Below are 25,968 nucleotides of genomic sequence, written 5' to 3' on the forward strand. Positions count from 1 at the left end.
GCCTCCGCAGGTGCCAACTGGCGGAGGCCGGGCACAGCCCGCCGGCCGCGGCGGGCTGATCGGCGTCCGGCGCGGAGGACCGAGGGGCTGGGGTGGACCCACGGCTCACGCGCCCCGCAGTTCCTCCGCCATCGCCGCCCGCAGCCGCAGCGTCGTCGTCAGACGCTGGAAGGCCTCCGCCCAGTAGCCGCCCGCACCGGGCGACGCGTCCTCCGGCTCGTCGGGTATCGCCGTCAGCGCGTCGAGGCGGCTCGCCTCCGCCGGGTCCAGGCACCGCTCCGCCAACCCCATCACCCCGCTGAAGCTCCACGGGTAACTTCCGGCGTCCCGCGCGATGTTGAGGGCGTCGACGACGGCCCGGCCCAGGGGAGCGGCCCAGGGCACCGCGCACACCCCGAGGAGTTGGAACGCCTCCGACAGGCCGTGCGTGGCGATGAACCCGGCGACCCAGTCGGCCCGGTCCCCGGGAGCCAGCGTCGAAAGCAGCTTCGCCCGCTCGGCCAGGGACACCGCCCCCGGGCCCGCGGCCTCCGGTGCGGACGGCGGGCCGAGCAGGGCCCGCGACCATGCGGCGTCCCGCTGCCGTACCGCCGCCCGGCACCAGGCCGCGTGCAGTTCGCCCCGCCAGTCGTCGGCCACCGGCAGAGCGACGATCTCCTCCGGCGTACGCCCCCCGAGCCGCGCCTGCCATGTGCCGAGCGGTGCCGCCTCCACCAACTGGCCGAGCCACCACGACCGTTCGCCTCGTCCTGCCGGTGGTTTCGGCACCACTCCGTCGCGCTCCATGCCCGGATCGCACTCGTGCGGCGCCTCGACCACGATCACCGGCTCCCCCTGTGTGGGGTCGACCGCCACGCAGGCCGCAGCCCGCGCCGCCATCCGCCCGGCCAGGGCCGAATCCGGCAGTGCGGACAGCAACTCCGCCGCCGTCGCCCGCACATTGCGGCTGCGGTCGGAGAGCGCCTGCTCCAGGAAGGGCTCGTCCGCCGGCTGAAGTCGCGTGCGCAGCGAGTCGAGGAACATCAGGCGGTCCTCGGCCCGCTCCGTCGCCCAGGTGCCGGCCAGCAGGTCCCGGGCGAGAGCGGGGTGCTGAGCGCGGAGCGAGGTGAGCAGGGCCACCCGCTCGGCGAACAGGCCCTCCTGCCACAGCAGGCGGACGCGGTCCGGCTCCTGAGGCGGCGGCAGGTCGGAACCGCCGCCGGGCACGGAGCGCAGCGCGAAGCGCCACTCCGGGTTCATCCGGGCCAGCCACAGGGCGCGCGGGCGGCGAAGGCCAGCGCCGCCGGTCGCAGATCCGTGCGGGCGCGGGCCGCGTCCAGCAGCGCCGGCAGCGCCTGCGGGGGTGGTGCGTAGCCGCGTTCGTTGGCCAGCGCCAGCCACTGCGGCAGCAACTCCATGAGGTCGGGTGCGGCCCCCGGCGGCCGCCACCGCCCGTGCCGGGGCGGTCCGACAGCAGCAGGGCCAGTCTGCGGGCCGCCGCGGGCGGCAGCGGTGGGCGGGGGTCCGCCACCGCGGGCTCCGGGCGCGGTCCGGCCGGTGCGGGGCGCAGCCCGGCCCTGCGGCGGACGGTCTCCACGGCGGCCAGGTCCAGCAGCGCCGCCGGAGCCTGCGGGCCGGACGGCAGCCAGGGCGGGGTGCGCCGGTCGGTGCCCAGCAGGGCCACCGTGACAAGCTCCTCCCAGGGCACGGCGGAGGACGTGCCCGGGGGAGCGGGAGTCGCATTCATGTCGGCCCCTTCCGGGTCGGTACCGAGTCGCTCGGGTGTCGTCAGCACAGCGGGACCGCCTCTCCGGCACCCTCCGGCCAGGCGGTGAGCGGAGTGAAGCCGCGGTGGCCGCACTCGCCGAAGACCGTGACCGGAGCACCGCCCGACAGCGCGACCAGCCGCCACAGGCCCGGTCGGCTGCCCGCCGACGGAGTCAGCGGCAGCGCCGTGCCGCCGTGCGCGTCCGCCAGTTGCCAGGAGCCGTCCTGCGGGGTCGGTATGACCCGGCCCAGCGTCACGGGGTACGCGTCCAGCCACGGGTCGGCCCGGAGGGCTTCCCCGTACCGCGCCGCCGCGTCCGCAGTGGTCACGCCCGGCGGTCTCGTCGCTGCCGGGGCCGGAGGTGTGAACTGCTCACCCAGCGCCGCCCGCAGCTGCCCCGCGCCCGGGTAGGGCGATACATCGGCCTCGAAGGCCAGCCCCACCGGCAGGGACAGCTCCGGTGCGCGCCCTGCCGCTCCATAGGAGAGCAGGAGCACCGTGCGGTCGGACTTCTCCCCGTACAGCCAGATCCGGCGTGTGGTCAGCCGGCCGTCCGAGGTGTCGTACTGCGCCAGCACCAGCCAGCGGTCGCGGACGGGCGAGCCGTCGGGCGAACCCGCCAGGCCGACGCGCGAACGGACCGTCGCGGCCAGCCCCTCCGGCAGCCGCTCACGCCTCAGCCAGCCCTGGTCCAGCAGGTGCAGCAGCGCACACTCCTCCAGCAACCGCACCGGCCAGCCCGGCCCCGAGGCCGGGAGCGCCCCCAACTCCCGCACCCGCCCGGCGAGTCCCGGAGCCTGCGCGTCCACCATGCGGGCCGCCGTCTCCTCCCACAGCCCGTACCCCGCCTGCTCGGCCGCGGCCATGCCGCCGCGCAGCAGGTCGGCCAGTCGCTGCTCCAGCTCCGTCGCCCCCGCCGTGATCCGCTCGGCCCGCCGCTCCGCCCTGCGCCGGGCCGCCTCCGGATCGGCGGACGCGGCCGACGGGGAACCACCGGCCGCCCGCTTCTCCTGCGCACGCTGACGGCGCCCCTTGATCCACTGCTCCGCCCAGTCGGGCTCCCGTCCCCGCGGCACCGCGCCGTCCCCGCCCGCCCAGAGCAGCAGCAGCCCCAGCGCGTGCTTGCACGGGAACTTCCTGCTCGGACAACTGCACTTGTAGGCGGGCCCGGCCGCGTCCGCGATGTCGACGACCGTCTGATACGGCTTGCTGCCACTGCCCTTGCACAGCCCCCACACCGTCCCCTCGTCGGAACTGCCCGCCTCCGACCACGGCCCGGCCGTCCCGAGTTTGCTTCCCGCTTTGCGTGACGCCGCATCAGGTGCCAGTGCCAGCACCTGCTCCGCGGTCCAGCGCTCCCCCAGCCAAGTCATGTCGTCGACGGTAGGTCCCGGCACTGACAATCGACCCTCGCGACGGCGTTTGCGCAGGTCACCATGCATTGTCAGTGGTGTGGTGCACGGTTGGTGACAGATCCGAACCGGCCGAGCTGGAGGGGGATACGGCCATGCGTGCGTCCGTTGACCAGAAGTCCGTCGAAGCGAGCCCGATCCCGTCCGCGCCCGCGAACGGAAGCGGGAGCGCGGACCCCGGCGGGCCCGAGTCCGCACCCGTGCCCACACCCGGGCAGGAGAAGGGGACCGCGCCCGCGGAAGCGCTGCGGCCGCACGCCGAGGACGCCTTCGCCCACGAACTCGCCGCGCTGGCCGCCCAGGACGACCGGCCGCGACCGGCCCGTTGGAAGCTGTCGCCGTGGGCCGTCGCCACCTACCTGCTCGGCGGCACGCTGCCGGACGGCACCGTCATCACACCGAAGTACGTGGGCCCGCGCCGCATCGTCGAGGTCGCCGTCACCACGCTCGCCACCGACCGCGCCCTGCTCCTGCTCGGCGTGCCGGGCACGGCCAAGACCTGGGTGTCCGAGCACCTGGCGGCGGCCATCAGCGGCGACTCGACCCTGCTCGTGCAGGGCACCGCCGGGACCCCGGAGGAGGCGATCCGCTACGGGTGGAACTACGCGCGGCTGCTCGCGCACGGCCCCAGCCGCGACGCCCTGGTGCCGAGCCCCGTCATGCGGGCCATGGCCGAGGGGATGACCGCCCGCGTCGAGGAGCTGACCCGCATCCCGGCCGACGTCCAGGACACCCTGATCACGATCCTGTCGGAGAAGACGCTGCCGATACCGGAGCTGGGCGAAGAGGCGCAGGCCGTCCGCGGCTTCAACCTGATCGCCACGGCCAACGACCGCGACCGCGGGGTCAACGACCTGTCGAGCGCGCTGCGCCGCCGCTTCAACACGGTGGTGCTGCCGCTCCCGGACAGCGTGGAGGCCGAGGTCGACATCGTCTCCCGCCGGGTCGACCAGATCGGCCGCTCGCTCGACCTGCCGGCCGTGCCCGACGGCATCGACGAGATCCGCCGCGTGGTGACGGTCTTCCGCGAACTGCGGGGCGGCGTCACGACGGACGGCCGGACCAAGCTGAAGTCGCCCAGCGGCACCCTGTCCACCGCCGAGGCGATCTCCGTCGTCACCAACGGACTGGCGCTGGCCGCCCACTTCGGCGACGGCGTGCTGCGTCCGAGCGATGTCGCCGCGGGCATTCTCGGCGCCGTCGTCCGCGACCCGGCGGCCGACCGTGTCGTCTGGCAGGAGTACCTGGAAGCGGTGGTCCGCGAGCGCGACGGCTGGACCGACTTCTACCGCGCGTGCCGGGAGGTGACCGCGTGAAAGACTCCGACTCCCCGCGGAGGGGACCACTGCTGCTCGGGGTGCGGCATCACGGGCCGGGATCCGCGCGGGCCGTGCGGGCCGCGCTGGAGGCGGCGCGACCGCGGACGGTGCTGATCGAGGGGCCACCGGAGGCGGACGCCCTGATCCCGCTCGCGGAGCACCCGGACATGAGGCCCCCCGTCGCCTTGCTCGCTCACGCCGTGGACGAGCCCGGACGATCGGCCTTCTGGCCGCTGGCCGAGTTCTCCCCGGAGTGGGTGGCGATCCGCTGGGCCCTGCGCCAGGGGGTTCCGGCCCGGTTCATCGACCTGCCGGCGGCGCACACACTGGTGTGGGACAAGGAAGAAGCCACGGGGATCGAGGCCGAGGCGCCCGACGCGGCCGACGGCTCCGACGCCACCGTCCGTGTCGACCCCCTCGCCGTGCTGGCCGAGGCCGCCGGGTACGACGACCCGGAGCGATGGTGGGAGGATGTCGTCGAGCACAGGGGCGTGGGGACGGGGGACCCGCTTGCGCCGTTCACCGTGCTCGGGGACGCCATGGCCGCCCTGCGGGAGGAGTACGGCGCCGGGGGACACGAGCGGGACCTCGTGCGGGAGGCCTGCATGCGGCTCCAGGTCCGCGCGGCCGAGCGGGAGTTCGGGGCCGACGTGGCGGTGGTGTGCGGGGCCTGGCACGTGCCCGCGCTGCGCGAGCGGACCTCCGTCACCGCCGACCGCGCGCTGCTGAAGGGCCTGCCCAAGGTGAAGACGGACACGACCTGGGTGCCCTGGACCCACCGCAGGCTCGCCCGGGCCAGTGGGTACGGGGCGGGCATCGACTCGCCGGGCTGGTACGGACACCTGTTCCGCGCTCCCGACCGGCCCGTCGAGCGGTGGCTGACCAAGGTCGCCGGGCTGCTCCGCGAGGAGGACCGGATCGTGTCGTCCGCGCACGTCATCGAGGCGGTCCGACTGGCCGGAACGCTCGCCGTCCTGCGCGGGCGCCCGCTTCCGGGCCTGTCGGAGACGATCGACGCGGTGCGGGCGGTGATGTGCGAGGGCTCGGACGTGCCGCTGGCGCTGGTGCGCGACCGTCTGGTGGTCGGCGACGACATGGGGGAGGTGCCGGAATCGGCTCCCGCCGTGCCGTTGCAGCGGGACCTCGCCCGGCTGCAGAAGCGGCTCAGGCTCAAACCCGAGCCGCTGGAGCGGGACGTGGAGCTGGACCTGCGCAAGGACACCGACGCCGAGCGCAGCCGGCTGCTGCACCGGCTGCGGCTCCTCGGGATCGGCTGGGGGGAGCCCGCGGCCTCGCGGGGCAGCACGGGGACGTTCCGGGAGACCTGGCGGCTGCGCTGGGAACCGGAGCTCGCGGTGCGGGTCGCCGAGGCCGGGGTGTGGGGGACGACCGTGCTCGCCGCCGCGACCGCCAGGGCCGAGGCGGACGCCACCGCCGCGCAGGCCCTCGCCGACGTCACCGCGCTCGCCGAGCGGTGCCTGCTGGCTGAGCTGCCGGCGGCGCTGCCCGTGGTGATGCGGGTCCTCGCCGACCGAGCCGCCCTCGACGCCGACGTCGGCCACCTCGCCCAGGCCCTGCCCGCCCTGGTCCGTTCCCTGCGCTACGGGGACGTGCGCGGTACGGACACCCGGGCGCTCGCGGACGTCGCGGCGGGTCTCGCCGAGCGCGTGTTCGTCGGGCTGCCACCGGCGTGCGCGGCGCTGGACGCGGAGGCGGCCGAGGAGATGCGGCGCCATGTGGACGCCGTTCACGGCGCGGTGGGGCTGCTCGGGGACGGCATCGCGGCGGACCACGGCGACATACGGGGGCGCTGGCGTGCCGTCCTGCGGGTGCTCGGTGGACGGGACACCGTGCCCGGGGTGATCCGCGGGAGGGCCGTGCGGCTGCTCCTGGACGAAGGGGCGCTGGCGCAGGACGAGGCCGCGCGGCTGATGGGTCTCGTGCTGTCCCCGGGGACGCCGCCGGCGGACGCGGCCGCGTGGATCGAGGGGTTCGTCGGAGGCGGCTCCGGCGGCGGGATGCTGCTCGTGCACGACGAGCGGCTGCTCGCGCTGGTGGACGCCTGGCTCACCGGGGTGCCGGCGGAGGCGTTCACCGACGTACTGCCGCTGCTGCGACGGACGTTCTCGGCGTACGAGCCCGGAGTGCGGCGAACCCTCGGCGAGCTGGTGCGCCGCGGGCCGGACGCACGGGGAAGCGCGGCGGCCACCGGCGCGGGTGTCCCCGGGTTCGGCACCGGCCTCGACACGGGACGGGCGGACGCCGTGGTCCCGGTGCTGCGCCTGCTGCTCGGCCTGGACGAACCCGACGGCAGCGACGTCAACGACCTGGTGGGGGTGGCCGGATGAGCACGCACACGACCGACGGGACGGACACCGCCGGAGCCGACGAGCGGCTGCGGCGCTGGCGGCTCGTCCTCGGCGGAGACGCGGCGGACGGCACGGGGTACGCGCTGAGCGGGCAGGACGCGGCGATGGACGGGGCGCTGACCGCGTTGTACGGGAAGGGGGACAGGCCGCAGCAGGGGCGGGACCGTTCGGCGGGGCTCGGGGCGTCCGCGCCGTCCGTGGCGCGCTGGCTCGGCGACATCCGCACCTACTTCCCCTCGTCCGTCGTCCAGGTCATGCAGCGTGACGCCATAGACCGGCTCGGGCTGTCCACACTCCTGCTCGAACCGGAGATGCTCGAAGCGGTCGAGGCCGACGTGCACCTGGTCGGCACGCTGCTCTCGCTCAACAAGGCGATGCCGGAGACCACCAAGGAGACGGCGCGGGCGGTGGTGCGCAAGGTCGTCGAGGACCTGGAGAAGCGGCTCGCCACCCGCACCCGGGCCACGCTCACCGGCGCCCTCGACCGCAGCGCCCGCATCACCCGCCCCCGCCACCGGGACATCGACTGGAACCGCACGATCGCCGCCAACCTCAAGCACTATCTGCCGGAGTACCGCACGGTGGTGCCGGAGCGGCTGATCGGGTACGGGCGGGCGTCCCAGTCGGTGAAGAAGGAGGTCGTCCTCTGCATCGACCAGTCGGGGTCGATGGCGGCCTCGGTGGTGTACGCGTCCGTGTTCGGGGCGGTGCTGGCGTCCATGCGGTCCATCGCCACCCGGCTCGTCGTCTTCGACACGGCCGTCGTGGACCTCACCGACCAGCTCGACGACCCGGTCGACGTCCTCTTCGGCACCCAGCTCGGCGGCGGCACGGACATCAACAGGGCGCTGGCGTACTGCCAGTCGCAGATCACGCGGCCCACGGAGACGGTCGTGGTCCTCATCAGCGACCTGTACGAGGGAGGCATCCGCGACGAGATGCTCAAGCGGGTGGCGGCCATGAAGGCGTCGGGGGTGCAGTTCGTGGCGCTGCTCGCGCTCTCCGACGAGGGGGCACCCGCGTACGACCGGGAGCACGCGGCAGCGCTCGCGGCGCTCGGAGCACCGGCGTTCGCGTGCACGCCCGACCTCTTCCCGGAGGTGATGGCGGCGGCGATCGAGAAGCGGCCCCTGCCGATACCGGAGACGGCCTGACGGCGACGAGCGAGGGATCCCAAAGCCGGACACATCACCGCGCTGGACCGGCACGTGACATTCCCGAGTTCCCCGATCAGGGCAGCGCTCCTCCCCGCGAGACCTCGGGGGACGGCCGAAAGCCGTCGGTTCGTCCGTCCGGTACCTCGCGGAAAGGGCCGGCCGGTCCCCATTGGGGTGGGGATCAGCCGCCCAGAGCCCTACGCGGTTGTTCGAGGCGCCTCACCGGGTCGACCCCATCCGGGTGAGGCCCTTCACCGGTGGCACCCCGTGCCAGAGAGCGCGGCATCATGTGACAGGTATCACCGCTCAGGTGTGACCCCCGATTTATGGAGGCCCCGCGAGCGGCGATAACCTGCGAGACGGACATGCCGCGCGCTCGGACACCGTGTGCGCCTCCCTTGTGACACAGAGCGGACGTCACGTTGCCCTTCGCGGCACGCCCACGCATCCAACGAACCGCGAGATCACTGATAGGGACGGAAGCGCGTGGACCTGTTCGAGTACCAGGCGAGGGACCTCTTCGCCAAGCACGGTGTACCGGTGCTGGCCGGTGAAGTCATCGACACGCCTGAGGCGGCGCGCGAGATCACCGAGCGGCTGGGCGGCAAGTCGGTCGTCAAGGCGCAGGTGAAGGTCGGTGGCCGCGGCAAGGCCGGCGGTGTCAAGCTGGCCGCCACCCCGGACGAGGCGGTCGCCCGCGCGACGGACATCCTCGGCATGGACATCAAGGGCCACACGGTCCACAAGGTGATGATCGCCGAGACCGCCCCGGAGATCGTCGAGGAGTACTACGTCTCCTTCCTCCTCGACCGCGCCAACCGCACCTTCCTCTCCATCGCCTCCGTCGAGGGCGGCATGGAGATCGAGGAGGTCGCGGCCACCCGCCCCGAGGCCGTCGCCAAGATCGACATCGACGCCATCGACGGTGTGGACAAGGCGAAGGCGCAGGAGATCGTCGCCGCGGCCAAGTTCCCGGCCGAGGTCGCCGACAAGGTCGCCGACGTCCTGGTCAGCCTCTGGGAGGTCTTCATCAAGGAGGACGCCCTCCTGGTCGAGGTGAACCCGCTGGCCAAGGTCGCCTCCGGTGACGTCATCGCCCTCGACGGCAAGGTGTCCCTGGACGACAACGCCGAGTTCCGTCACCCCGAGTTCGAGGAGCTCCACGACAAGGCGGCGGCCAACCCGCTCGAGGCCGCGGCCAAGGAGAAGAACCTCAACTACGTCAAGCTCGACGGCGAGGTCGGCATCATCGGCAACGGCGCGGGTCTGGTCATGTCCACCCTCGATGTCGTCGCCTACGCCGGTGAGAAGCACAAGGGTGTCAAGCCCGCCAACTTCCTCGACATCGGCGGTGGCGCCTCCGCCGAGGTCATGGCGAACGGCCTGGAGATCATCCTCGGCGACCCGGACGTCAAGTCCGTGTTCGTGAACGTCTTCGGTGGCATCACCGCCTGTGACGCGGTCGCCAACGGCATCGTGCAGGCCCTGGAGCTCCTCGAGTCCAAGGGCGAGGAGGTCACCAAGCCGCTGGTCGTGCGTCTCGACGGCAACAATGCCGAACTGGGTCGCCAGATCCTGGACGACCGCAACCACCCGCTGGTCCAGCGTGTGGACACCATGGACGGTGCGGCCGACAAGGCCGCCGAGCTGGCTGCTGCCGCGAAGTAAGGGACGAGGTCACAGAACACCATGGCTATCTTCCTCACCAAGGAATCCAAGGTCATCGTCCAGGGCATGACCGGCTCCGAGGGCCAGAAGCACACCCGCCGCATGCTGGCGTCCGGCACGAACATCGTCGGTGGCGTGAACCCGCGCAAGGCGGGCCAGACCGTCGACTTCGACGGCACCGAGATCCCGGTCTTCGGCTCCGTCAAGGAGGCCATCGAGAAGACCGGCGCCGACGTCACGGTCATCTTCGTCCCGGAGAAGTTCACCAAGGACGCGGTCGTCGAGGCCATCGACGCCGAGATCCCGCTCGCCGTCGTCATCACCGAGGGCATCGCGGTGCACGACACGGCGTCCTTCTGGGCGTACGCCGGCAAGAAGGGCAACAAGACCCGCATCATCGGCCCGAACTGCCCCGGTCTGATCACCCCGGGTCAGTCGAACGCCGGCATCATCCCGGCCGACATCACCAAGCCGGGCCGCATCGGCCTGGTCTCGAAGTCCGGCACGCTGACGTACCAGATGATGTACGAGCTGCGGGACATCGGCTTCTCGACCTGCGTCGGCATCGGCGGTGACCCGATCATCGGCACCACGCACATCGACGCGCTGAAGGCGTTCCAGGACGACCCCGACACCGACCTGATCGTCATGATCGGTGAGATCGGCGGCGACGCCGAGGAGCGGGCCGCGGCCTTCATCAAGGAGAACGTGACCAAGCCGGTCGTCGGCTACGTCGCGGGCTTCACCGCGCCCGAGGGCAAGACCATGGGTCACGCGGGCGCCATCGTCTCCGGTTCGTCGGGCACCGCCCAGGCGAAGAAGGAGGCGCTGGAGGCCGCGGGCGTCAAGGTCGGCAAGACGCCGACGGAGACCGCGAAGCTCGCGCGGGAGATCCTGGCCGGCTGAACTCCGCCCGGCTGAACGCGTGGTGGGCCCGTACCCCTTGGGGTGCGGGCCCACCGGGCTTTCCGCGAGCCGCCGCAGCCCTTGACCGGCTGACCGGCTGACCGGCTGACCGGCTCAGCGGGGCTGAGGTGTCAGTCGGGCCGGGCCATGGTGCGGGGCCGACATCAGTTTGCTGCGCAGCGCCGTCTGCGGCTGGGACAGGGGCCCCTGGGCCAGGAGTGGGGGAATGTTCCGGACGGGAGTGCCCCGGCCCACCGGGGCCTCGTAGTGGTCCGCGGCGGTGCGCAGGGTCAGGGTCGTCGCGCCGATGACCGCCGTCGTCAGGGCGATCGCCGCGCGGGCGCAGTGGCGGGTGCGGCGTTCGCCGCGGGAGCGGACCGAGGGCGCCTCGGGGGCGCGGAGGCGCTCCGAGGAGGCCAGTTCGGCGAGCCGGCGGGGCAGGGCCTCCGGTTGCGCCTGGTCCGGTACGAGCCTGGCCAGCGTGGCGCGGGCACGCAGCAGACGGCCGGCGGCGGCCGGGGTGCTCGCCTCCGTCTCGGCCGCGACGTCCGGCAGGTCGAGGCCGAGGCCGTCGTAGAGCAGCAGGGTGCGTCGTTGGGTCGGCGGCAGTTTCAGGAGCGCGTGCAGCAGGGCGCGGTTCGAGGGGCCCGGGGGCGGCGGCTCGGGGAGCCGGTGGCGCAGGCGGAAACGGTGCCAGGGGGAGAGGGCCCGGTCGTGCACCGCTGCTCGTACCCAGCCCGCGGGATCGCGGTCCACGGCCACCTCGGGCCAGCGCTGCCACGCCAGCTGGAAGGCACACTCGACGGCCTCCCGGGCCAGGGCGCGCCGGCCGGTGAGCAGGTACGCCTGCCGTACGAGGGCGGGGGCGCAGTACTCGTACAGCGCGTCGAAGGCCTGCTGAGGCGTCAGGGTCTGCCTCATCGGGCGGCCCGCCGTGCCGAAAAGTACATAAAAGTATTTTTAGCGACACATCCGTGTTTCATGCGTTACGCCGGGAAAGCGCGTGTCGTTGGGAGCATGGCGGCGTGACTCAATGGACCGACCGTCGCATTCCGTTGCCGTCCCTGCTCGCCCGGTCGCGCGACCGGTGGCCCGGGCTGGGTGCGAGCCTGCTCGGTGGAGCCCTTGCCGCGGTGGCGGGGCTCGGTGCGTTCGCCCTGCTCGCGATCGTCCTGTGGATCAGTGCGCCGTACCCGGACGACGGGCCCGGCGGGGCGCTGAGGGTGGCGGCCGCGTCGTGGCTGCTGGCGCACGGTGTGGTGCTCTTCCGCACCGAGACGCTGTCCGGGGGGCCGGCGCCCGTCGGCATCGCGCCGCTGCTGGCGTCCGTGGTGCCGGTGTGGCTGCTCTACCGGGCGGCGCGGGAGGTGACGGACGGGGAGGCCGCGGAGGGCCTGGAGACCGTGAAGGGCCTGGAGGGCGCAGGAGGAGCGGAACCCGTTGCCGTCGGGCCGGCGTGGTGCGGCGTGGTGGCGGGCTACGTCGGGGTGGGGCTGGCGGCGGCTCTGTACGCCTCGGCGGGGGCGCTGCGGCCCTCGTGGGCGTGGACCCTCGTCTGCCTGCCGCTGGTGACCGTGGTGTCGGCGGGGGTGGGGGTGTGGAGGGCGTACGAGCCGCCGACCGGGGCGTTGCGCGTGCTCAACCGTGACGAACAGGAGTTGCTCTCGAACGCCGGACGGGGTGCCCTGGCCGGGACGGCCGTGCTGGTCGGCGGGGGCGCGCTGCTCGTGGGGCTGTCGCTGGTGTGGCACGGCGACGTGGTGCGGGAGTCGTTCCTCCAGGTCACGCAGGGTTGGGCAGGGCGGGGAGCGGTGCTGCTGCTGGCGGTCGCCCTGGTGCCGAACGCGGCGGTGTGGGCGGCGGCGTACGCGCTGGGGCCCGGGTTCCTGCTGGGGGCGGGGCATGGCATGGGGCCGTGGTCGCCGGCGACGGCGCCGTCGCTGATGCCGGCGTTTCCGCTGCTGGCGGCTGTGCCCGGGAGCGGGGGCGGGCTGCTGGGCTGGGCGGTGGGCGTGGTGCCGGTCGCGGCGGGACTGGTGGTGGGGTGGTTCATGGCACGGGGCGCTCGCGCCGAGCGAGGGCGCGGTGCGGGGTGGTCCGTCGGGCGGACGGTGGCGGGTGTCCTGGGCGCGGCGGTGATGTGCGGCCTGCTGCTCGGAGGGCTCGCGGAAGTGTCCGGGGGGCCGCTCGGGGTCGCGGCGTTGGCGCGGTTCGGGCCGGTGGGGTGGCAGGTCGGGGGCGCTGCTGCGGGATGGGTCGCGGGGGTGGGGGTGCCGGTCGCGGTGGTCGTGCGGTGGTGGTCTCTGCGGCAGGTGGAGGAGCGGCGGGTCGAGGTCCGGGGGATGGAGGCCCGGGAGGTGGGGGAGCGGCGGGTCGAGGTTCCGGTCGCCTCCGCGGTGACGTCCGTGCCGGCAAAGGTGGCGTCCGAACCGGTGGGGGCGCGGGCGGACGGGGTCTGGGAGGATCAGGACCTGTTCGCGTACGAGGTGCTGGCAGCGGACGTGGATCCGTTTCTGCCGGACGGACCGGACGGACCGGACGGACCGGACGCGCCGGACGGGCCGGACGCGCCGGACGGGTCGGACGGGCCGGACCTGACGCCCATCCCACAGAAAAAGCCGTGACGGCGCGGTCCGCCCACGGGACCGGAGGAGGGTCTGCTCACCCCACCGGAGGGGATCGCGTCCACAAGATTCACAGCACCGGAGAAGCTTCCGCCCAAGGGCGCGGATGCGATACGGCCGGGTGGGAATGTCAGCCGTTCGTCCCCAGAATCCCCCGCAGGTCCTTCGGCAGAAGGTCGTTGCAGGACTGCTTGGACGCCGCCGTCAAGGCGTCGTTGACGCACGTGTAGTAGTCCCGGTAGACCAACTGGGCCGCGAAGGTGGTCGCCACCAGCGCCAGCGCCAGCGACGCCGTGACCAGGCCGCTGATCGCTGCCGTGGTCTGGGGGCGGGCCGGAGGCGTGGGGCTGTCCGGGGCGGTGGTGCCGGTCTTCGCGCGCAGGGCGCTCACCCCCCAGTACAGCGACAGCGCGCCGAGCAGCAGCGCCACGTACTGCCAGCTGAACAGCGCGAAGAAGAACGCCCACATACCGCCCAGCAGTGCGTACCGCGCACGGCGCTGGACCGGGTCCCTGGGGTCCCAGCGCGGTCCCGCACCGGGGCCGGGGGAGCCCGGGCCCTCAGGACCGCCCTGTCCGCCGGGGCCGCCCGGACGTTCGCCGAAGCGGCCGCCCGTCGCGGGGCCCGGCTGCCGGTCGCTCCACTGGCTGCCCCAGGGCGAACGTCCGCCTTCGCCGGAGCCGTCCTGCCCCCGGCCGGGGCGGCGCGGCTGCCAGGGCCGGTCGGTGCCCCCTCCGGCGGTGGCGCGAACGGATTGTCGTCCGCCGGTGCCTCCTCGGGCCCCCGGCCGTCCCCGACGGATCCGCCGCCCGCGGACGGTGCCCCGTCGCTCTCCTGCGGCGGCACAGGCGAAGGGTGCCGCTCGCGCAGCAGCAGCGGAAGGAGTCGGAGACTGCGGTCCGGCATCAGGTGTGCGTCTTCCCCTTGGTGGTACGGGCGGGCGGTTCGTCCACGGAGCTCGCCGTGCGGTGGGCGCGCCCCGCACAGGCGGTGCCGCGGGCGTCCCCCTCACCCGGTCAACGTCCCGCGCAGGTGCGGCGTTCCCCCGCCTCCGACCGCTTTCCGGGCTGCTTCTTCGGGTGGCTCCTCCCCAGACGCTACCTTCCGGCCACGCCCCCGTCGCCCGGGGGCCTGCCGGTGTGCCGGTATCGTTGCTGACGGTCGGCCGCTTCGTAGACTTCCCCGTATCCCGGGGCGCGAAGCATTCGTACGACCGTACAAACGCTCTTCCGAGCGACCACACGCACACTTCGCCGAGAAAGGGCCCCGCCGTGCCCGAGTCCGTGGCCGAGACCGTCACCGAGTCCGCGGCCAAGCGCCTGGTCGTCCTGGTCTCCGGTTCCGGCACCAACCTGCAGGCGCTTCTCGACGCCATCGCCGAGGCCGGCCCCGCCGCCTACGGGGCCCAGGTCGTGGCCGTCGGCGCCGACCGCGACGGGATCGAGGGCCTCGCCCGCGCCGAGCGCGCCGGGCTGCCCACCTTCGTGTGCCGGGTGAAGGACTTCGAGAGCCGGGACGCGTGGGACGCGGCCCTCACCGAGGCCGTCGCCTCCCATGAACCCGACCTCGTCGTCTCCGCCGGGTTCATGAAGATCGTGGGCAAGGAGTTCCTCGCCCGGTTCGGCGGGCGGTTCGTCAACACCCACCCCGCTCTCCTGCCCAGCTTTCCCGGAGCCCACGGTGTGCGTGACGCGCTCGCGTACGGCGCCAAGGTCACCGGTTGCACCGTCCACTTCGTCGACGACGGCGTCGACACCGGGCCGATCATCGCGCAGGGCGTGGTGGAGGTCCGGGACGAGGACGACGAGAGCGCTCTGCACGAGCGCATCAAGGAAGTCGAGCGAAGACTGCTCGTCGAGGTCGTGGGGCGGATCGCCCGCAACGGCTATCGCATTGAGGGACGAAAGGTAGTTATCCAGTGACCGCCGAGAGCACCAAGCGGCCCATCCGGCGCGCGCTCGTCAGCGTCTACGACAAGACCGGGCTCGAAGAGCTCGCCCGTGGCCTGCACGAGGCGGGCGTGGAGCTCGTCTCGACCGGCTCCACCGCCGGCCGAATCGCCGCCGCCGGCGTCCCCGTGACCAAGGTCGAGGAGCTGACCGGCTTCCCCGAGTGCCTGGACGGCCGGGTCAAGACCCTGCACCCCAAGGTCCACGCGGGCATCCTCGCCGACCTGCGCCTCGAGACCCACCGGCAGCAGCTCGCCGAGCTGGGCGTCGAGCCGTTCGACCTCGTCGTCGTCAACCTCTACCCGTTCCGCGAGACCGTCGCCTCGGGCGCCTCCCCCGACGAGTGCGTCGAGCAGATCGACATCGGCGGCCCCTCCATGGTCCGCGCCGCCGCCAAGAACCACCCGTCGGTGGCCGTGGTGACCAGCCCCGACCGGTACGCCGACGTCCTCGCCGCCGTCCGCGACGGCGGCTTCGACCTCACCGCCCGCAAGCGGCTGGCCGCCGAGGCCTTCCAGCACACCGCCGCCTACGACGTCGCCGTCGCGTCCTGGTTCGCGTCCTCGTACGCGCCCGTCGACGACTCGGTCTTCCCCGACTTCGTCGGTGCCACCTACGAGCGCCGCAACACCCTGCGCTACGGCGAGAACCCCCACCAGCCCGCCGCCCTGTACGTGGACGGCACCGGTGGCCTGGCCGAGGCCGAGCAACTGCACGGCAAGGAGATGTCGTACAACAACTACACGGACACGGACGCCGCGCGCCGTGCCGCGTACGACCACGCCGAGCCGTGCGTCGCCATCATCAAGCACGCCAACCCGTGCGGCATCGCGATCGGCGCGGACGTCGCCGAGGCGCACCGCAAGGCGCACGCCTGCGACCCGGTCTCCGCCTACGGCGGCGTCATCGCCGTGAACCGCCCGGTGAGCCGGGAGATGGCCGAGCAGGTCGCCGACATCTTCACCGAGGTCATCGTCGCGCCCGACTACGAGGAGGGCGCGCTCGAGGCGCTCGCCAAGAAGAAGAACATCCGGGTGCTGAAGGCCCCGAACGCTCCCGAGAACCCCGCCGAGATCAAGCAGATCGACGGCGGTGCGCTGCTCCAGGTCACCGACCGCCTCCAGGCCGACGGCGACGACCCCGCCAACTGGACCCTGGCGTCGGGTGAGGCGCTGAGCGCCGAGGAGCTGAAGGAACTCGCCTTCGCCTGGAAGGCCTGTCGCGCCGTCAAGTCCAACGCCATCCTGCTCGCCAAGGACGGTGCCTCCGTCGGCGTGGGCATGGGCCAGGTCAACCGGGTGGACTCCTGCAAGCTCGCCGTCGAGCGGGCGGGCGAGGAGCGGGCGCGCGGCTCGTACGCCGCCTCGGACGCCTTCTTCCCCTTCCCCGACGGCCCGGAGATCCTGATCGCCGCGGGCGTCAAGGCGATCGTGCAGCCCGGCGGTTCGATCCGCGACGAGCAGGTCGTGGAGGCCGCGCAGAAGGCGGGCGTGACGATGTACTTCACGGGCACGCGCCACTTCTTCCACTGACACCGGCGGTGCGGGGGCGGCGTGAGCCATCGGGCGAACGCCTGGCCCCGCCGCGGCACTTCACCCGCTGACGCGGGCTGCACACGACGCGCAAGGGCCGTGCCTCCCCCTGTCCGGGGCGAGGTACGGCCCTTGGTGTGATGCCTGCGGTCAGGTCAGTTCTGGACGACCATCGTGCCCGCGGCCTTGTCGTGCCAGCCCTGCTGGCGGCCGGACTTGTCCCAGAACGGGGACAGGTAGACCAGGAGCTGGCCGATGCCGCAGGCGATGGAGCCGACCATCGGGATGATCCAGCGGATGAAGGACTTGCCCAGCCCCGGCTTCTGGCCCGTCTCGGCGTTCACCACGTGCAGGCCGAGGGCCATCTTGCCCAGGGTGCGGCCCACCAGGCCGACCATCAGCCACTCGTAGAGCAGTCCGATGATCGCGAGGATGCCGATCACGGCGCCGAACTTGGCCACGAAGTCCGAGCTCGCGTTGTTGATGCAGGTGCTGTAGTCGGCGGCGTTCGGGTCGCAGTCCTTGGCCGCGCCGACGGCCCCGGCGGCGCCCGCGACGGCGAGGATGATGTAGATGACGCCGAAGACGACGCCGTCGATCAGGCGGGCGCCGAACCGGCGGCCCATCGACGCGACCCGGGGAGCGGGGGCGCCGCCGCCCGCGTATCCCGGCTGCTGCGGGTAGCCGTAGCCCCCCTGCGGCGGAACGCCCGGCGCCTGCGGGTAGCCGTAGCCGGGCTGCTGGCCCTGCTGGGGGTACTGCTGGCCCTGGGGGTAGCCGTACCCCTCCTGGGGGTTCTGCGGCTGTCCGTAGGGATTGTTGGGCGAGCCGAAACTCATGGCCGGTTTCCTCCGTTGACGCAAGCGGGGACGGTGCGGATTGCGCGGAGGAACGTCACGAACCGAGCGGTTGCCCCCCGAACACGAACCGCAGAACTGCGCCGTTCATCGTTCTAGCAGCGGTGACAATTTGTCCAGTCGGCGGAAACATGTGTTGTGCAGTCGCAATGTGCGCGATCCTCCCGGTCCGGGCGCGCCCGCCGACGACCGTAGGAATCGGTTCCCACCCGGATTGGAACCGGGGCCGGGTCATCCGCGAGGATGGGACCATGACCGCCCAGATTCTCGATGGCAAGGCCACCGCAGCCGCGATCAAGTCCGATCTGACCGCCCGCGTGGCGGCGCTGAAGGAGAAGGGCGTCACGCCCGGCCTCGGCACGATCCTCGTCGGGGACGACCCCGGCAGCCGCAAGTACGTCGCGGGCAAGCACCGCGACTGCGCCGAGGTCGGCATCGCGTCGATCCAGCGCGAGCTGCCCGCGACGGCCACCCAGGAGGAGATCGAGGCGGTCGTCCGCGAGCTGAACGAGGACCCGGCCTGCACCGGCTACATCGTGCAGCTGCCGCTGCCCAGGGGCATCGACGAGAACCGGATCCTGGAGCTGATGGACCCGGCCAAGGACGCGGACGGCCTGCACCCGATGAACCTCGGCCGACTCGTGCTGAACGAGCCGGCCCCGCTGCCCTGCACCCCCAACGGCATCCTCACCCTGCTGCGCCGCTACGGCGTCGAGATCAAGGGCGCCGAGGTCGTGGTCGTCGGCCGGGGCGTGACCATCGGACGCCCGATGCCGCTGCTGCTGACGCGGCGCAGCGAGAACGCCACGGTCACCCAGTGCCACACCGGCACCCGCGACCTCTCCGCCCACCTCAAGCGCGCCGACATCATCGTCGCCGCGGCGGGCTCCGCCCACCTGGTCCGGGCCGAGGACGTGAAGCCGGGCGCCGCCGTCCTCGACGTCGGTGTCTCGCGCAGCGCCGAGGGGAAGATCGTCGGCGATGTCCACCCGGACGTGGCCGAGGTGGCCGGCTGGATCTCCCCGAACCCGGGCGGTGTCGGCCCGATGACCCGCGCCCAGCTCCTCGTCAACGTGGTCGAGGCGGCGGAGCGCAGTGTCGGCTGAGGCCAGGCCCGCGGGCGACCCCGAGAAGGGGGCCGCACAGGGGCGGGAAGCCGAAACCGAGCCGGTGGTGACGGACGCGGTCAGCGCCCCCGACACGGACGGTGTGCCGCGGCGCGTGACCCGGCGGTTTCCGCGGGTCACGCGGGACACGGCGCGACCCGAGGGTGGCGGCAGGGCCGCGCCCCGTGACGCTCCCGCGCCGGCCCGGCAGTGGCCGATCCTCGCCGTGCTGGCCGTCGTCGGCCTCGGGCTGCTGCTGACCGCGCTGGACGCGTTCCGCTTCGGCACGATCCTGATCGGCGTCGCGCTGCTGGGCGGCGCCGTGATGCGCTGGGCACTGCCCGACGTGGGCATGCTCGCGGTGCGGTCCCGCTTCACGGACATGATCACGTACGGCGTCCTGGGCCTCGCCATCGTGCTGCTCGCGATGATGGCGCAGCCCCACCCGTGGCTGGAGATACCGTTCCTGGACGACACGCTGCACTTCACGGTCCGTGCCTGAACGGGTCGTACAGGAACAGGTCGTACAGGAACAGGTCGTACAGGAACGGTCCGTATCGAACTGGCCGTATCGAACTGGCCGTATCGAACTGGCCGTAACGAACGGGCCGTAACGAATGGGCCGTAACGAGTGGGCCGTAACGAATGGGCCGTAACGAATGGGCCGTAACGAACTGGCCGTAACGAATGGGCCGTATCGAACGGGTCGTGACAAGCGGGCCGTGGCGAACGGTCCGTAACGAGCAGTCCGTGTCCCGCCTCGGGCGGCGCCCGGTCCCCACCCCCGTCCGGAACCGGGCGCCGGAAACACCTTCATGTACATGCCGGAGCTGTTCAACACCTGACGGTTCGCTGTGGCACGGAAGTGACCATTCCGCTACGGTGTCCGCGCCCCGCAACGGAACCGGCCTTCTCCCTGACGTCGTCAATCGAACGGAAACACGCTTTTTGACCGGGTGACGCGGAGGGGTGAGGGATGGGCGCCTGGCAGCCGCTGCCGGACGATCTGCCGCCGGAGGTACGGCACTTCGTGGAACAGCTGCGGCTCCTGAAGGACCGCACCGGGCTCAGCCTCGTCGCGCTCGGCGCCCGCACCGCGTACAGCAAGTCCTCCTGGCAGCGCTACCTCAACGCCACCCAGCCGCCGCCCCGCCAGGCGGTCACGGCGCTGTGCCGGGTCGCCGGTCTCGAAGCGGAGGAGACCGAACGTTTCGGTGTGCGCTGGGAACTGGCGGTGCGCGCCTGGCCCCGGCAGCCGGCCCCGGCGCCCGCGCCGGGGGAGGTCCGGCCACTGCTTCCGTCCCGGCGGGAGGCTCGGCCACAGCGCCCGCCTCGGTAGGACGTCCGGCCACCGCTCCTGCCTCGGCGGGAGGCTCGGCCGCTGTTCCCGCCCCCGCAGGAAGTCCGGCCACCGCTCCCGCCCCCGCAGGAGCTCCGGCGCCCGCTCCCCTCCCGGGGGAGTACGAGGAGGATCCGACGCTTCCGTGGTGGGACCGGCTCGAGGAGGAGCCCGGGCCGCGGCCCGCCGGCCGCCGTCTTCTGCTCGCCGCGGTTCTCGGGCTGATGGCGTTGCTCGTCGTCGCCGTCGTCGGCGCCGTGACCTTCGGGTCGTGACCTTCCGGTGAGGTGACCGGGGTCCTCGTTAATCGTGAGTCAAGTGGGTCCGTTGAGGTCGCCGCCGTGTCCCCGTTGTGTCGATGTGTTGACAAGTTCGCGCATGGACCGCGAACCGTTCGCACATGGCCGCTAACGTGTCCAATCGGGACGGTCCGGGGCGTCCCGCGCGACGAACCGGGCGTTCTGTTCGGTCGTACGAACAGGCGGTGGGCACTGGTCCGGAGACCCACGGGGGCGTGCGACGGCGCTCGCTCCCGTCCGACTGCCCCCGTGCGCCCCTGCTCCGGGCACGGAAGCCCCGCCGGGCGCGTCCGGCGTGGGTAGCCACAACGGGGGCCGGGAGCGGGCGCCACGCACGGGGGAACAACAGGATGTACCGGGGGAAGAGGGGGGAAGCAATGCCTCGCTGGAAGGCCTTGCCCGATGAACTCGATCCGCAGGTCAAGGAGTTCGCGGCACAGTTGCGGCGGCTCGTGGACCGCAGCGGCCTCAGCGTCTCCGCCGTGGCCGACCGCACCGGCTACAGCAAGACGTCCTGGGAGCGGTACCTCAACGGCCGGCTGCTCGCGCCGAAGGGCGCGATCGTCGCCCTGGCCGAGGTGACCGGCACCCATCCCGTCCATCTGACCACCATGTGGGAGCTGGCCGAACGGTCCTGGAGCCGGGCGGAGATGCGCCACGACAGAACCATGGAGGCCATCCGGATCTCCCAGGCGCGCGCCGCGCTCGGTGAGTTCGGGGCGGCCACCGAGAACCAGGGCCGCGGCGGCAGGGCGGCCCGCAGCGCCACGGTGGCACCGGGAATCGCGGGTCCTGCGGGCGTGTCCCCGACGGTGCCGCCGCAGCCGACGCCCGAGCAGACCCCGGACGCGGCGGGCGACTCCGGTGCCGTGCGCGGCGGTCCGGCGGGCACGGGCTCGACGCGAGCCGGTTCGACGGGTGGCAACTCCTGGGGGCTCGCCGGGCTCACGGGGCCGTCGGGGGCGGCCGCAGCCCGGCCACGGCGCCCAAGTCCGGTGCACCGGCCCCCGTACCCGCCCCCGCTCCGGCCCCCGCACCGGACGTGCCCGGCCCGCACGGACCGGCGGCCTCCGACGCCCGGCCGGACGGCGGCGGCGGATCCGGCACCGCGCGCCGCAAGCGCCGGCTGACCATGTTCGTGGCGGGCCTCGTCGGAGCGCTGCTGGTGATCGCGACGGCCTTCCACCTCACCGGCGGCAACGACGAGAAGGCCGCCGCGCCCAAGCCGTCCGCGGCCTCGCCGAGCCCGGACGCCGACCTGCCGCCCGGCGTCAAGTGCGCCGGCGCCGGCTGCACCGGCAAGGACCCGGAGACCATGGGCTGTGGCGGCACACAGGCCACGACCAGCACCAGCGTCACCGTCGGCACCACCCTCGTCGAGGTCCGCTACAGCAGGACGTGCGGCGCCGCGTGGGCCCGTATCACCCGGGCGGCGCTGGGCGACACGGTCGAGGTGTCCGCGGCCGGGGCGACGAAGCAGACCGGCTCGGTCACGGCGGCAGGGGACACCGACGCGTACACGCCGATGGTGGCGGTGAAGGGCGGGGCCGGGGCGAAGGCCTGCGTGACGCTGGCGTCGGGGCAGACGGGGTGCACGAAGTAGCACGGCGGCGACAGCGAGGGGCGCGCGGACGGGTGCCGTGCGTCTCTCGCGCAAAAGAATCACGCCACGACACGCATGAGCCTCGCGTCGCGGGGCAAGCGGACCGTACACCCCCACGGGAGTCCGGCAGCGCCGGAGGGCCGAAGCCCCCTTCCGGTAGGACATCCCCCCACGGCGGCCGCCGCTCAGTCCCCCCTCATCGAGCAGGCGGCCGCCGCCCCATGAGGGTTGTGGGCCGGGCCACAGGGACCCGGCCGTCCGGGATCCCGGATGCGCGATAGCCTGACGGCTGGATCTCTCTTGACGCCAAGAGATCGATCATTCGTACCCGTGATCGATCATCGCGGCGGGCGCCGGCCACGAGCCGGTGACGGGGATCCCTCACCCCGGGGCGACGACGCCCCACCGCCAGCTGTCATACGGAGAACGCCATGACCCGCACTCCCGTGAACGTCACCGTCACCGGCGCGGCCGGCCAGATCGGCTACGCACTGCTCTTCCGCATCGCCTCCGGCCAGCTGCTCGGCGCGGACGTGCCGGTCAAGCTGCGCCTCCTGGAGATCACCCCGGCCCTCAAGGCCGCCGAGGGCACGGCCATGGAGCTCGACGACTGCGCGTTCCCGCTCCTGCAGGGCATCGACATCACGGACGACCCGAACGTGGCCTTCGACGGGACCAACGTGGCCCTCCTCGTGGGTGCCCGCCCGCGGACGAAGGGCATGGAGCGCGGTGACCTCCTCGAGGCCAACGGCGGCATCTTCAAGCCGCAGGGCCAGGCCATCAACGACCACGCCGCGGACGACGTGAAGGTCCTGGTCGTCGGCAACCCGGCCAACACCAACGCGCTGATCGCCCAGGCCGCCGCGCCGGACGTACCGGCGGAGCGCTTCACCGCGATGACCCGTCTGGACCACAACCGCGCGCTGACCCAGCTCGCGAAGAAGACGGGCAGCACGGTCGCCGACATCAAGCGCCTGACGATCTGGGGCAACCACTCCGCGACCCAGTACCCGGACATCTTCCACGCCACGGTCGCCGGCAAGAACGCCGCCGAGGTCGTGAACGACGAGAAGTGGCTGGCCGAGGACTTCATCCCGACCGTCGCCAAGCGCGGCGCCGCCATCATCGAGGCCCGCGGCGCCTCGTCGGCCGCCTCCGCCGCCAACGCCGCCATCGACCACGTGTACACCTGGGTCAACGGCACCGCCGAGGGCGACTGGACCTCCATGGCCATCCCGTCGGACGGCTCCTACGGCGTTCCCGAGGGTCTGATCTCCTCCTTCCCGGTCACCACCAAGGACGGCAAGTACGAGATCGTGCAGGGCCTGGACATCAACGAGTTCTCCCGCGCCCGCATCGACGCCTCCGTCAAGGAGCTCGAGGAGGAGCGCGAGGCGGTCCGCGGCCTCGGCCTCATCTGACACGTCGGCGCCCCTGCGCCACGGGCCCCGTTCCGGTTGCGTCCGGAGCGGGGCCCGTTCTTCGTGCCCGGGGCGCCTTTCCTCTCCGTCAGCTCCGCGGCGGCTGCGGAACCCGTGAGATGTCCACCGTCTGGCCGGCGGGCGGCGTCGTCTTCGGCACCGGCACGTTGTAGGCCGTGAAGGTCAGGCTCAGATCCGTGTCCGGGCCCTTCTGGACCGCCCGGTACAGACGGTGGTCCTTGCCCGTGGTGACGTACAGCGTCGAGGTGAAGCCGTTCACCTGGAAGGACAGCGGGACCACCCGGGTGCCGTCCAGGGTCGTCGCGAGGCCCTCCTTCAGGGAGGAGGGTGCGGAGACCTTCGCGACGTCCTGGATTTCACGGAGGTCACAGGTGCTCGCGATGCCGGCCAGCAGGTTGCTGGACGTGGAGCCGTGGATGTAGCGCTTGCTGAACGTCGTGGCCAGGCCGGCCCCCCGCTTTCCGGGGTATTCCGCCTTCCAGAACGCCGCGTCCGGCTTCATCCACACGTCGTTGCCCCGTTTGACGATCTGGACGGTGCCGCCGTGCCCGCCGAGCGTCATGGTGCCGGCGCAGTTGCCGGCCCGGTCGAGGGCGAGGTCCATCGCCGTCGGCAGACGCTTGCTCGACCTCGCCGTGGCGCTGCGGTCCGCATAGACGAGCCGGACGGAGCTGGCGTTCCGCAGTCCCCGCTCCGCCTGCGCGGCCAGGTCCTGTGGGCTCTGGTTGCCTGCGGTCCGGGCGGGGACGGCAGCGCTCGTCGGCGGAGAGAACAACATCGGGGGCAACAGCAGCGCCATCGACACGGCGCTCGTAGCGATCGCGAAGCCTTGGGTTCGGGACATCACGTCACCTCCAGTGGCTCAGCGTACTTTTCACCCTTTTCGACCGCATTTTTAGTGACGCTCCGCACTTTCGGCCGCAGGGCCCGCATGCATCGACGAGCCGGGGGCATGCGCGCATCCGGCCCCGAAGTGGCACCGGTGTGACACAGGGGTACCGCACAGGAACGGAAGGCAGTACCGATCATGGCCGGACAGCAGGCACGGCAGGCAGAGCAGACGATCCACGTGGCAGGGGAGTGGCGCGCGGCCCTCTCCGGTGCCACGCGCGAGGTCCTCGACCCGGCGGATGCCACGCCGTTCGCGGTGGTCGCGGAGGGTGACGAGCGGGACGCCGACGCCGCGGTGGAGGCCGCGCGCCGCGCCTTCGACGAGGGGTCGTGGCCGCACACGCCCGTCGCGGAACGCGCCGCGCTGCTGCACCGCGTCGCCGATCTTCTCGTACGCGATCGCGAAGAGCTGGGCCTCCTGGAGAGCCGGGACGCAGGCAAGACCGTCGAGGAGGGCCGGGTCGACATCGACTGCGTCGCCGACGCCTTCCGCTACTTCGCGAACCTGGTCGCCGGGGAGGGCGCCGGCCGGGTCGTGGACGCCGGCTCACCGGACGTCCACAGCGTCGTCGTACACGAACCCGTCGGCGTGTGCACGTTGATCACCCCCTGGAACTACCCGCTCCTCCAGGCCAGCTGGAAGATCGCGCCGGCTCTCGCGGCCGGCAACACCTTCGTGGTCAAGCCGAGCGAGATCACCCCGATGACCACGATCGCGCTGATCGACCTGCTGGTCGAGGCGGGGCTGCCCGACGGGGTCGCGAACATCGTCACCGGGCCCGGGCACTCCGCCGGCGCCCGGCTCGCCGAGCACCCCGGCGTCGACCTCGTCTCCTTCACCGGCGGCCTGGTCAGCGGCACCAAGGTCGCGCAGGCCGCCGCCGCGGGCGTCAAGAAGATCGCCCTGGAGCTCGGCGGCAAGAACCCCAACGTCGTCTTCGCCGACGCCTGCGCCACCGAGGAGGGCTTCGACACCGCCGTCGACCAGGCCCTCAACGCCGCGTTCATCCACAGCGGCCAGGTCTGCTCGGCGGGAGCCCGCCTCATCATCGAGGAGTCCGTCCGCGACCGCTTCGTCGCCGAACTCGCCCGGCGCGCCGAAAGGATCAAGCTCGGCCGCGGCACCGAGAAGGGCGTCGAGTGCGGCCCGCTCGTCTCGGAACAACAGCGCGCGAAGACCGAGGCGTACGTCGCCTCAGCGCTCGCCGAGGGCGCGGTGCTGCGCTGCGGCGGCAAGCGTCCCGAGCCCGACGAGACCCGGCCCGCCACCGGCTGGTTCTACGAGCCGACCGTCCTCGACCACTGCCACCGGGAGATGAAGGTCGTCCGGGAGGAGGTCTTCGGCCCCGTCCTCACCGTCGAGACCTTCCGCACCGAGGACGAGGCGGTCGCCCTCGCCAACGACACCGAGTACGGCCTCGCCGGCGCCGTGTGGACCGCCGACGCAGGCCGTGCCCGCCGCGTCGCCGGCCGGCTGCGCCACGGCACCGTCTGGATCAACGACTTCCACCCCTACCTCCCGCAGGCGGAGTGGGGAGGCTTCGGCAAGAGCGGCATCGGCCGCGAACTCGGCCCCGCCGGCCTCGCCGAGTACCGCGAGACCAAGCACGTCTACCAGAACCTCGCCCCCAAGCCGGTGCGGTGGTTCGCGGGCTGAGCCCCGCCCCGCGACCGATCTCCCCCGACCTCCGTCTTCGTCCCCACCTTCCCCCGATCCCGCACTTCCCCGACCTCTCTGTATCCCTGGA

17 protein-coding genes and 3 pseudogenes are annotated in these 25,968 nt (G+C 72.8%); 14 read left to right on the forward strand and 6 right to left on the reverse strand.

The window, feature by feature from the left end:
- Positions 1-105: 105 nt before the first annotated feature.
- Together N8I84_RS24450 and N8I84_RS24455 are read right to left on the reverse strand one after the other, a co-directional pair.
- A pseudogene (locus N8I84_RS24450) lies at positions 106-1,726 on the reverse strand (DUF5691 domain-containing protein).
- 41 nt (positions 1,727-1,767) lie between these two features.
- Positions 1,768-3,120 (reverse strand): SWIM zinc finger family protein, encoded by a 1,353-nt coding sequence (locus N8I84_RS24455; protein WP_263231525.1) that lies wholly within the window; start codon positions 3,118-3,120, stop codon positions 1,768-1,770.
- 134 nt (positions 3,121-3,254) lie between these two features.
- Between N8I84_RS24455 and N8I84_RS24460 the strand changes: the two genes are divergently transcribed.
- The 5 genes from N8I84_RS24460 to sucD all read left to right on the forward strand — a co-directional run bounded on the left by N8I84_RS24460 (position 3,255) and on the right by sucD (position 10,578).
- Positions 3,255-4,475 carry an ATP-binding protein gene (locus N8I84_RS24460; RefSeq protein WP_263231527.1) on the forward strand — a complete coding sequence of 407 codons (1,221 nt, stop codon included), beginning with the start codon at positions 3,255-3,257 and terminating at the stop codon, positions 4,473-4,475.
- Positions 4,472-6,826, forward strand: coding sequence for a DUF5682 family protein (locus N8I84_RS24465; protein WP_263231528.1), 2,355 nt, complete (start codon positions 4,472-4,474; stop codon positions 6,824-6,826). The genes N8I84_RS24460 and N8I84_RS24465 overlap by 4 nt, the downstream gene beginning before the upstream one ends.
- Complete coding sequence (locus N8I84_RS24470; protein WP_263231529.1) at positions 6,823-8,001, forward strand: VWA domain-containing protein; 1,179 nt, start codon at positions 6,823-6,825, stop codon at positions 7,999-8,001. The genes N8I84_RS24465 and N8I84_RS24470 overlap by 4 nt, the downstream gene beginning before the upstream one ends.
- 489 nt (positions 8,002-8,490) lie before the next feature.
- Positions 8,491-9,672 carry an ADP-forming succinate--CoA ligase subunit beta gene (gene sucC / locus N8I84_RS24475; RefSeq protein ID WP_263231530.1) on the forward strand — a complete coding sequence of 394 codons (1,182 nt, stop codon included), beginning with the start codon at positions 8,491-8,493 and terminating at the stop codon, positions 9,670-9,672.
- Between the two features lie 21 nt (positions 9,673-9,693).
- Positions 9,694-10,578, forward strand: coding sequence for a succinate--CoA ligase subunit alpha (sucD, locus tag N8I84_RS24480; RefSeq protein WP_263231531.1), 885 nt, complete (start codon positions 9,694-9,696; stop codon positions 10,576-10,578).
- A gap of 114 nt (positions 10,579-10,692) precedes the next feature.
- Here the strand turns inward: sucD and N8I84_RS24485 are convergent, their stop codons facing one another.
- On the reverse strand, positions 10,693-11,499 hold the full coding sequence (locus N8I84_RS24485) for a sigma factor-like helix-turn-helix DNA-binding protein (RefSeq protein WP_263231532.1): 807 nt from the start codon (positions 11,497-11,499) through the stop codon (positions 10,693-10,695).
- A gap of 104 nt (positions 11,500-11,603) precedes the next feature.
- Between N8I84_RS24485 and N8I84_RS24490 the strand changes: the two genes are divergently transcribed.
- Positions 11,604-13,202, forward strand: coding sequence for a cell division protein PerM (locus N8I84_RS24490; RefSeq protein ID WP_263231533.1), 1,599 nt, complete (start codon positions 11,604-11,606; stop codon positions 13,200-13,202).
- Positions 13,203-13,332: 130 nt separating this feature from the next.
- On the opposite strand, the pseudogene N8I84_RS24495 reads toward N8I84_RS24490, so the two are convergent.
- A pseudogene (locus N8I84_RS24495) lies at positions 13,333-14,108 on the reverse strand (hypothetical protein).
- A gap of 365 nt (positions 14,109-14,473) precedes the next feature.
- On the opposite strand from N8I84_RS24495, the gene purN reads away from it, so the two are divergent.
- Both purN and purH read left to right on the forward strand, forming a co-directional pair.
- Positions 14,474-15,124 (forward strand): phosphoribosylglycinamide formyltransferase, encoded by a 651-nt coding sequence (purN, locus tag N8I84_RS24500; protein WP_263231534.1) that lies wholly within the window; start codon positions 14,474-14,476, stop codon positions 15,122-15,124.
- Positions 15,121-16,683: a bifunctional phosphoribosylaminoimidazolecarboxamide formyltransferase/IMP cyclohydrolase gene (purH, locus tag N8I84_RS24505; protein WP_200418905.1), complete on the forward strand. Its 1,563-nt coding sequence runs from the start codon at positions 15,121-15,123 to the stop codon at positions 16,681-16,683. Before purN ends, purH begins: the two co-directional genes overlap by 4 nt.
- 155 nt (positions 16,684-16,838) lie before the next feature.
- Here the strand turns inward: purH and N8I84_RS24510 are convergent, their stop codons facing one another.
- A complete protein-coding gene (locus N8I84_RS24510) occupies positions 16,839-17,522 on the reverse strand; it encodes an RDD family protein (protein WP_263231535.1) in 684 nt (227 codons plus the stop codon).
- Positions 17,523-17,791: 269 nt separating this feature from the next.
- Between N8I84_RS24510 and N8I84_RS24515 the strand changes: the two genes are divergently transcribed.
- The 5 genes and pseudogenes from N8I84_RS24515 (at position 17,792) to N8I84_RS24535 (ending at position 23,308) form a co-directional block, all read left to right on the forward strand.
- Positions 17,792-18,646, forward strand: coding sequence for a bifunctional methylenetetrahydrofolate dehydrogenase/methenyltetrahydrofolate cyclohydrolase (locus tag N8I84_RS24515; protein WP_263231536.1), 855 nt, complete (start codon positions 17,792-17,794; stop codon positions 18,644-18,646).
- The gene (locus N8I84_RS24520; RefSeq protein WP_263231537.1) at positions 18,636-19,148 is read left to right on the forward strand and encodes a DUF3017 domain-containing protein; all 513 of its coding nucleotides are present in this window, start codon (positions 18,636-18,638) and stop codon (positions 19,146-19,148) included. Before N8I84_RS24515 ends, N8I84_RS24520 begins: the two co-directional genes overlap by 11 nt.
- A 474-nt stretch (positions 19,149-19,622) precedes the next feature.
- Entirely contained in the window at positions 19,623-19,985 is a 363-nt protein-coding gene (locus N8I84_RS24525) for a helix-turn-helix domain-containing protein (RefSeq protein WP_390898941.1), read from the forward strand.
- Between the two features lie 676 nt (positions 19,986-20,661).
- Positions 20,662-21,887: pseudogene (locus N8I84_RS24530) on the forward strand (DUF2690 domain-containing protein).
- A 431-nt stretch (positions 21,888-22,318) separates the two neighbouring features.
- On the forward strand, positions 22,319-23,308 hold the full coding sequence (locus N8I84_RS24535) for a malate dehydrogenase (RefSeq protein ID WP_263231538.1): 990 nt from the start codon (positions 22,319-22,321) through the stop codon (positions 23,306-23,308).
- Positions 23,309-23,396: 88 nt separating this feature from the next.
- Here N8I84_RS24535 and N8I84_RS24540 read toward each other — a convergent pair whose 3' ends face one another.
- Positions 23,397-24,173, reverse strand: coding sequence for a hypothetical protein (locus tag N8I84_RS24540; RefSeq protein WP_263231540.1), 777 nt, complete (start codon positions 24,171-24,173; stop codon positions 23,397-23,399).
- Between the two features lie 183 nt (positions 24,174-24,356).
- Between N8I84_RS24540 and N8I84_RS24545 the strand changes: the two genes are divergently transcribed.
- On the forward strand, positions 24,357-25,877 hold the full coding sequence (locus N8I84_RS24545; RefSeq protein WP_263231541.1) for an aldehyde dehydrogenase family protein: 1,521 nt from the start codon (positions 24,357-24,359) through the stop codon (positions 25,875-25,877).
- The last annotated feature ends 91 nt before the right edge of the window (positions 25,878-25,968 follow it).

The organism is Streptomyces cynarae, from assembly GCF_025642135.1.
In the GTDB taxonomy this organism is placed as follows: domain Bacteria; phylum Actinomycetota; class Actinomycetes; order Streptomycetales; family Streptomycetaceae; genus Streptomyces; species Streptomyces cynarae.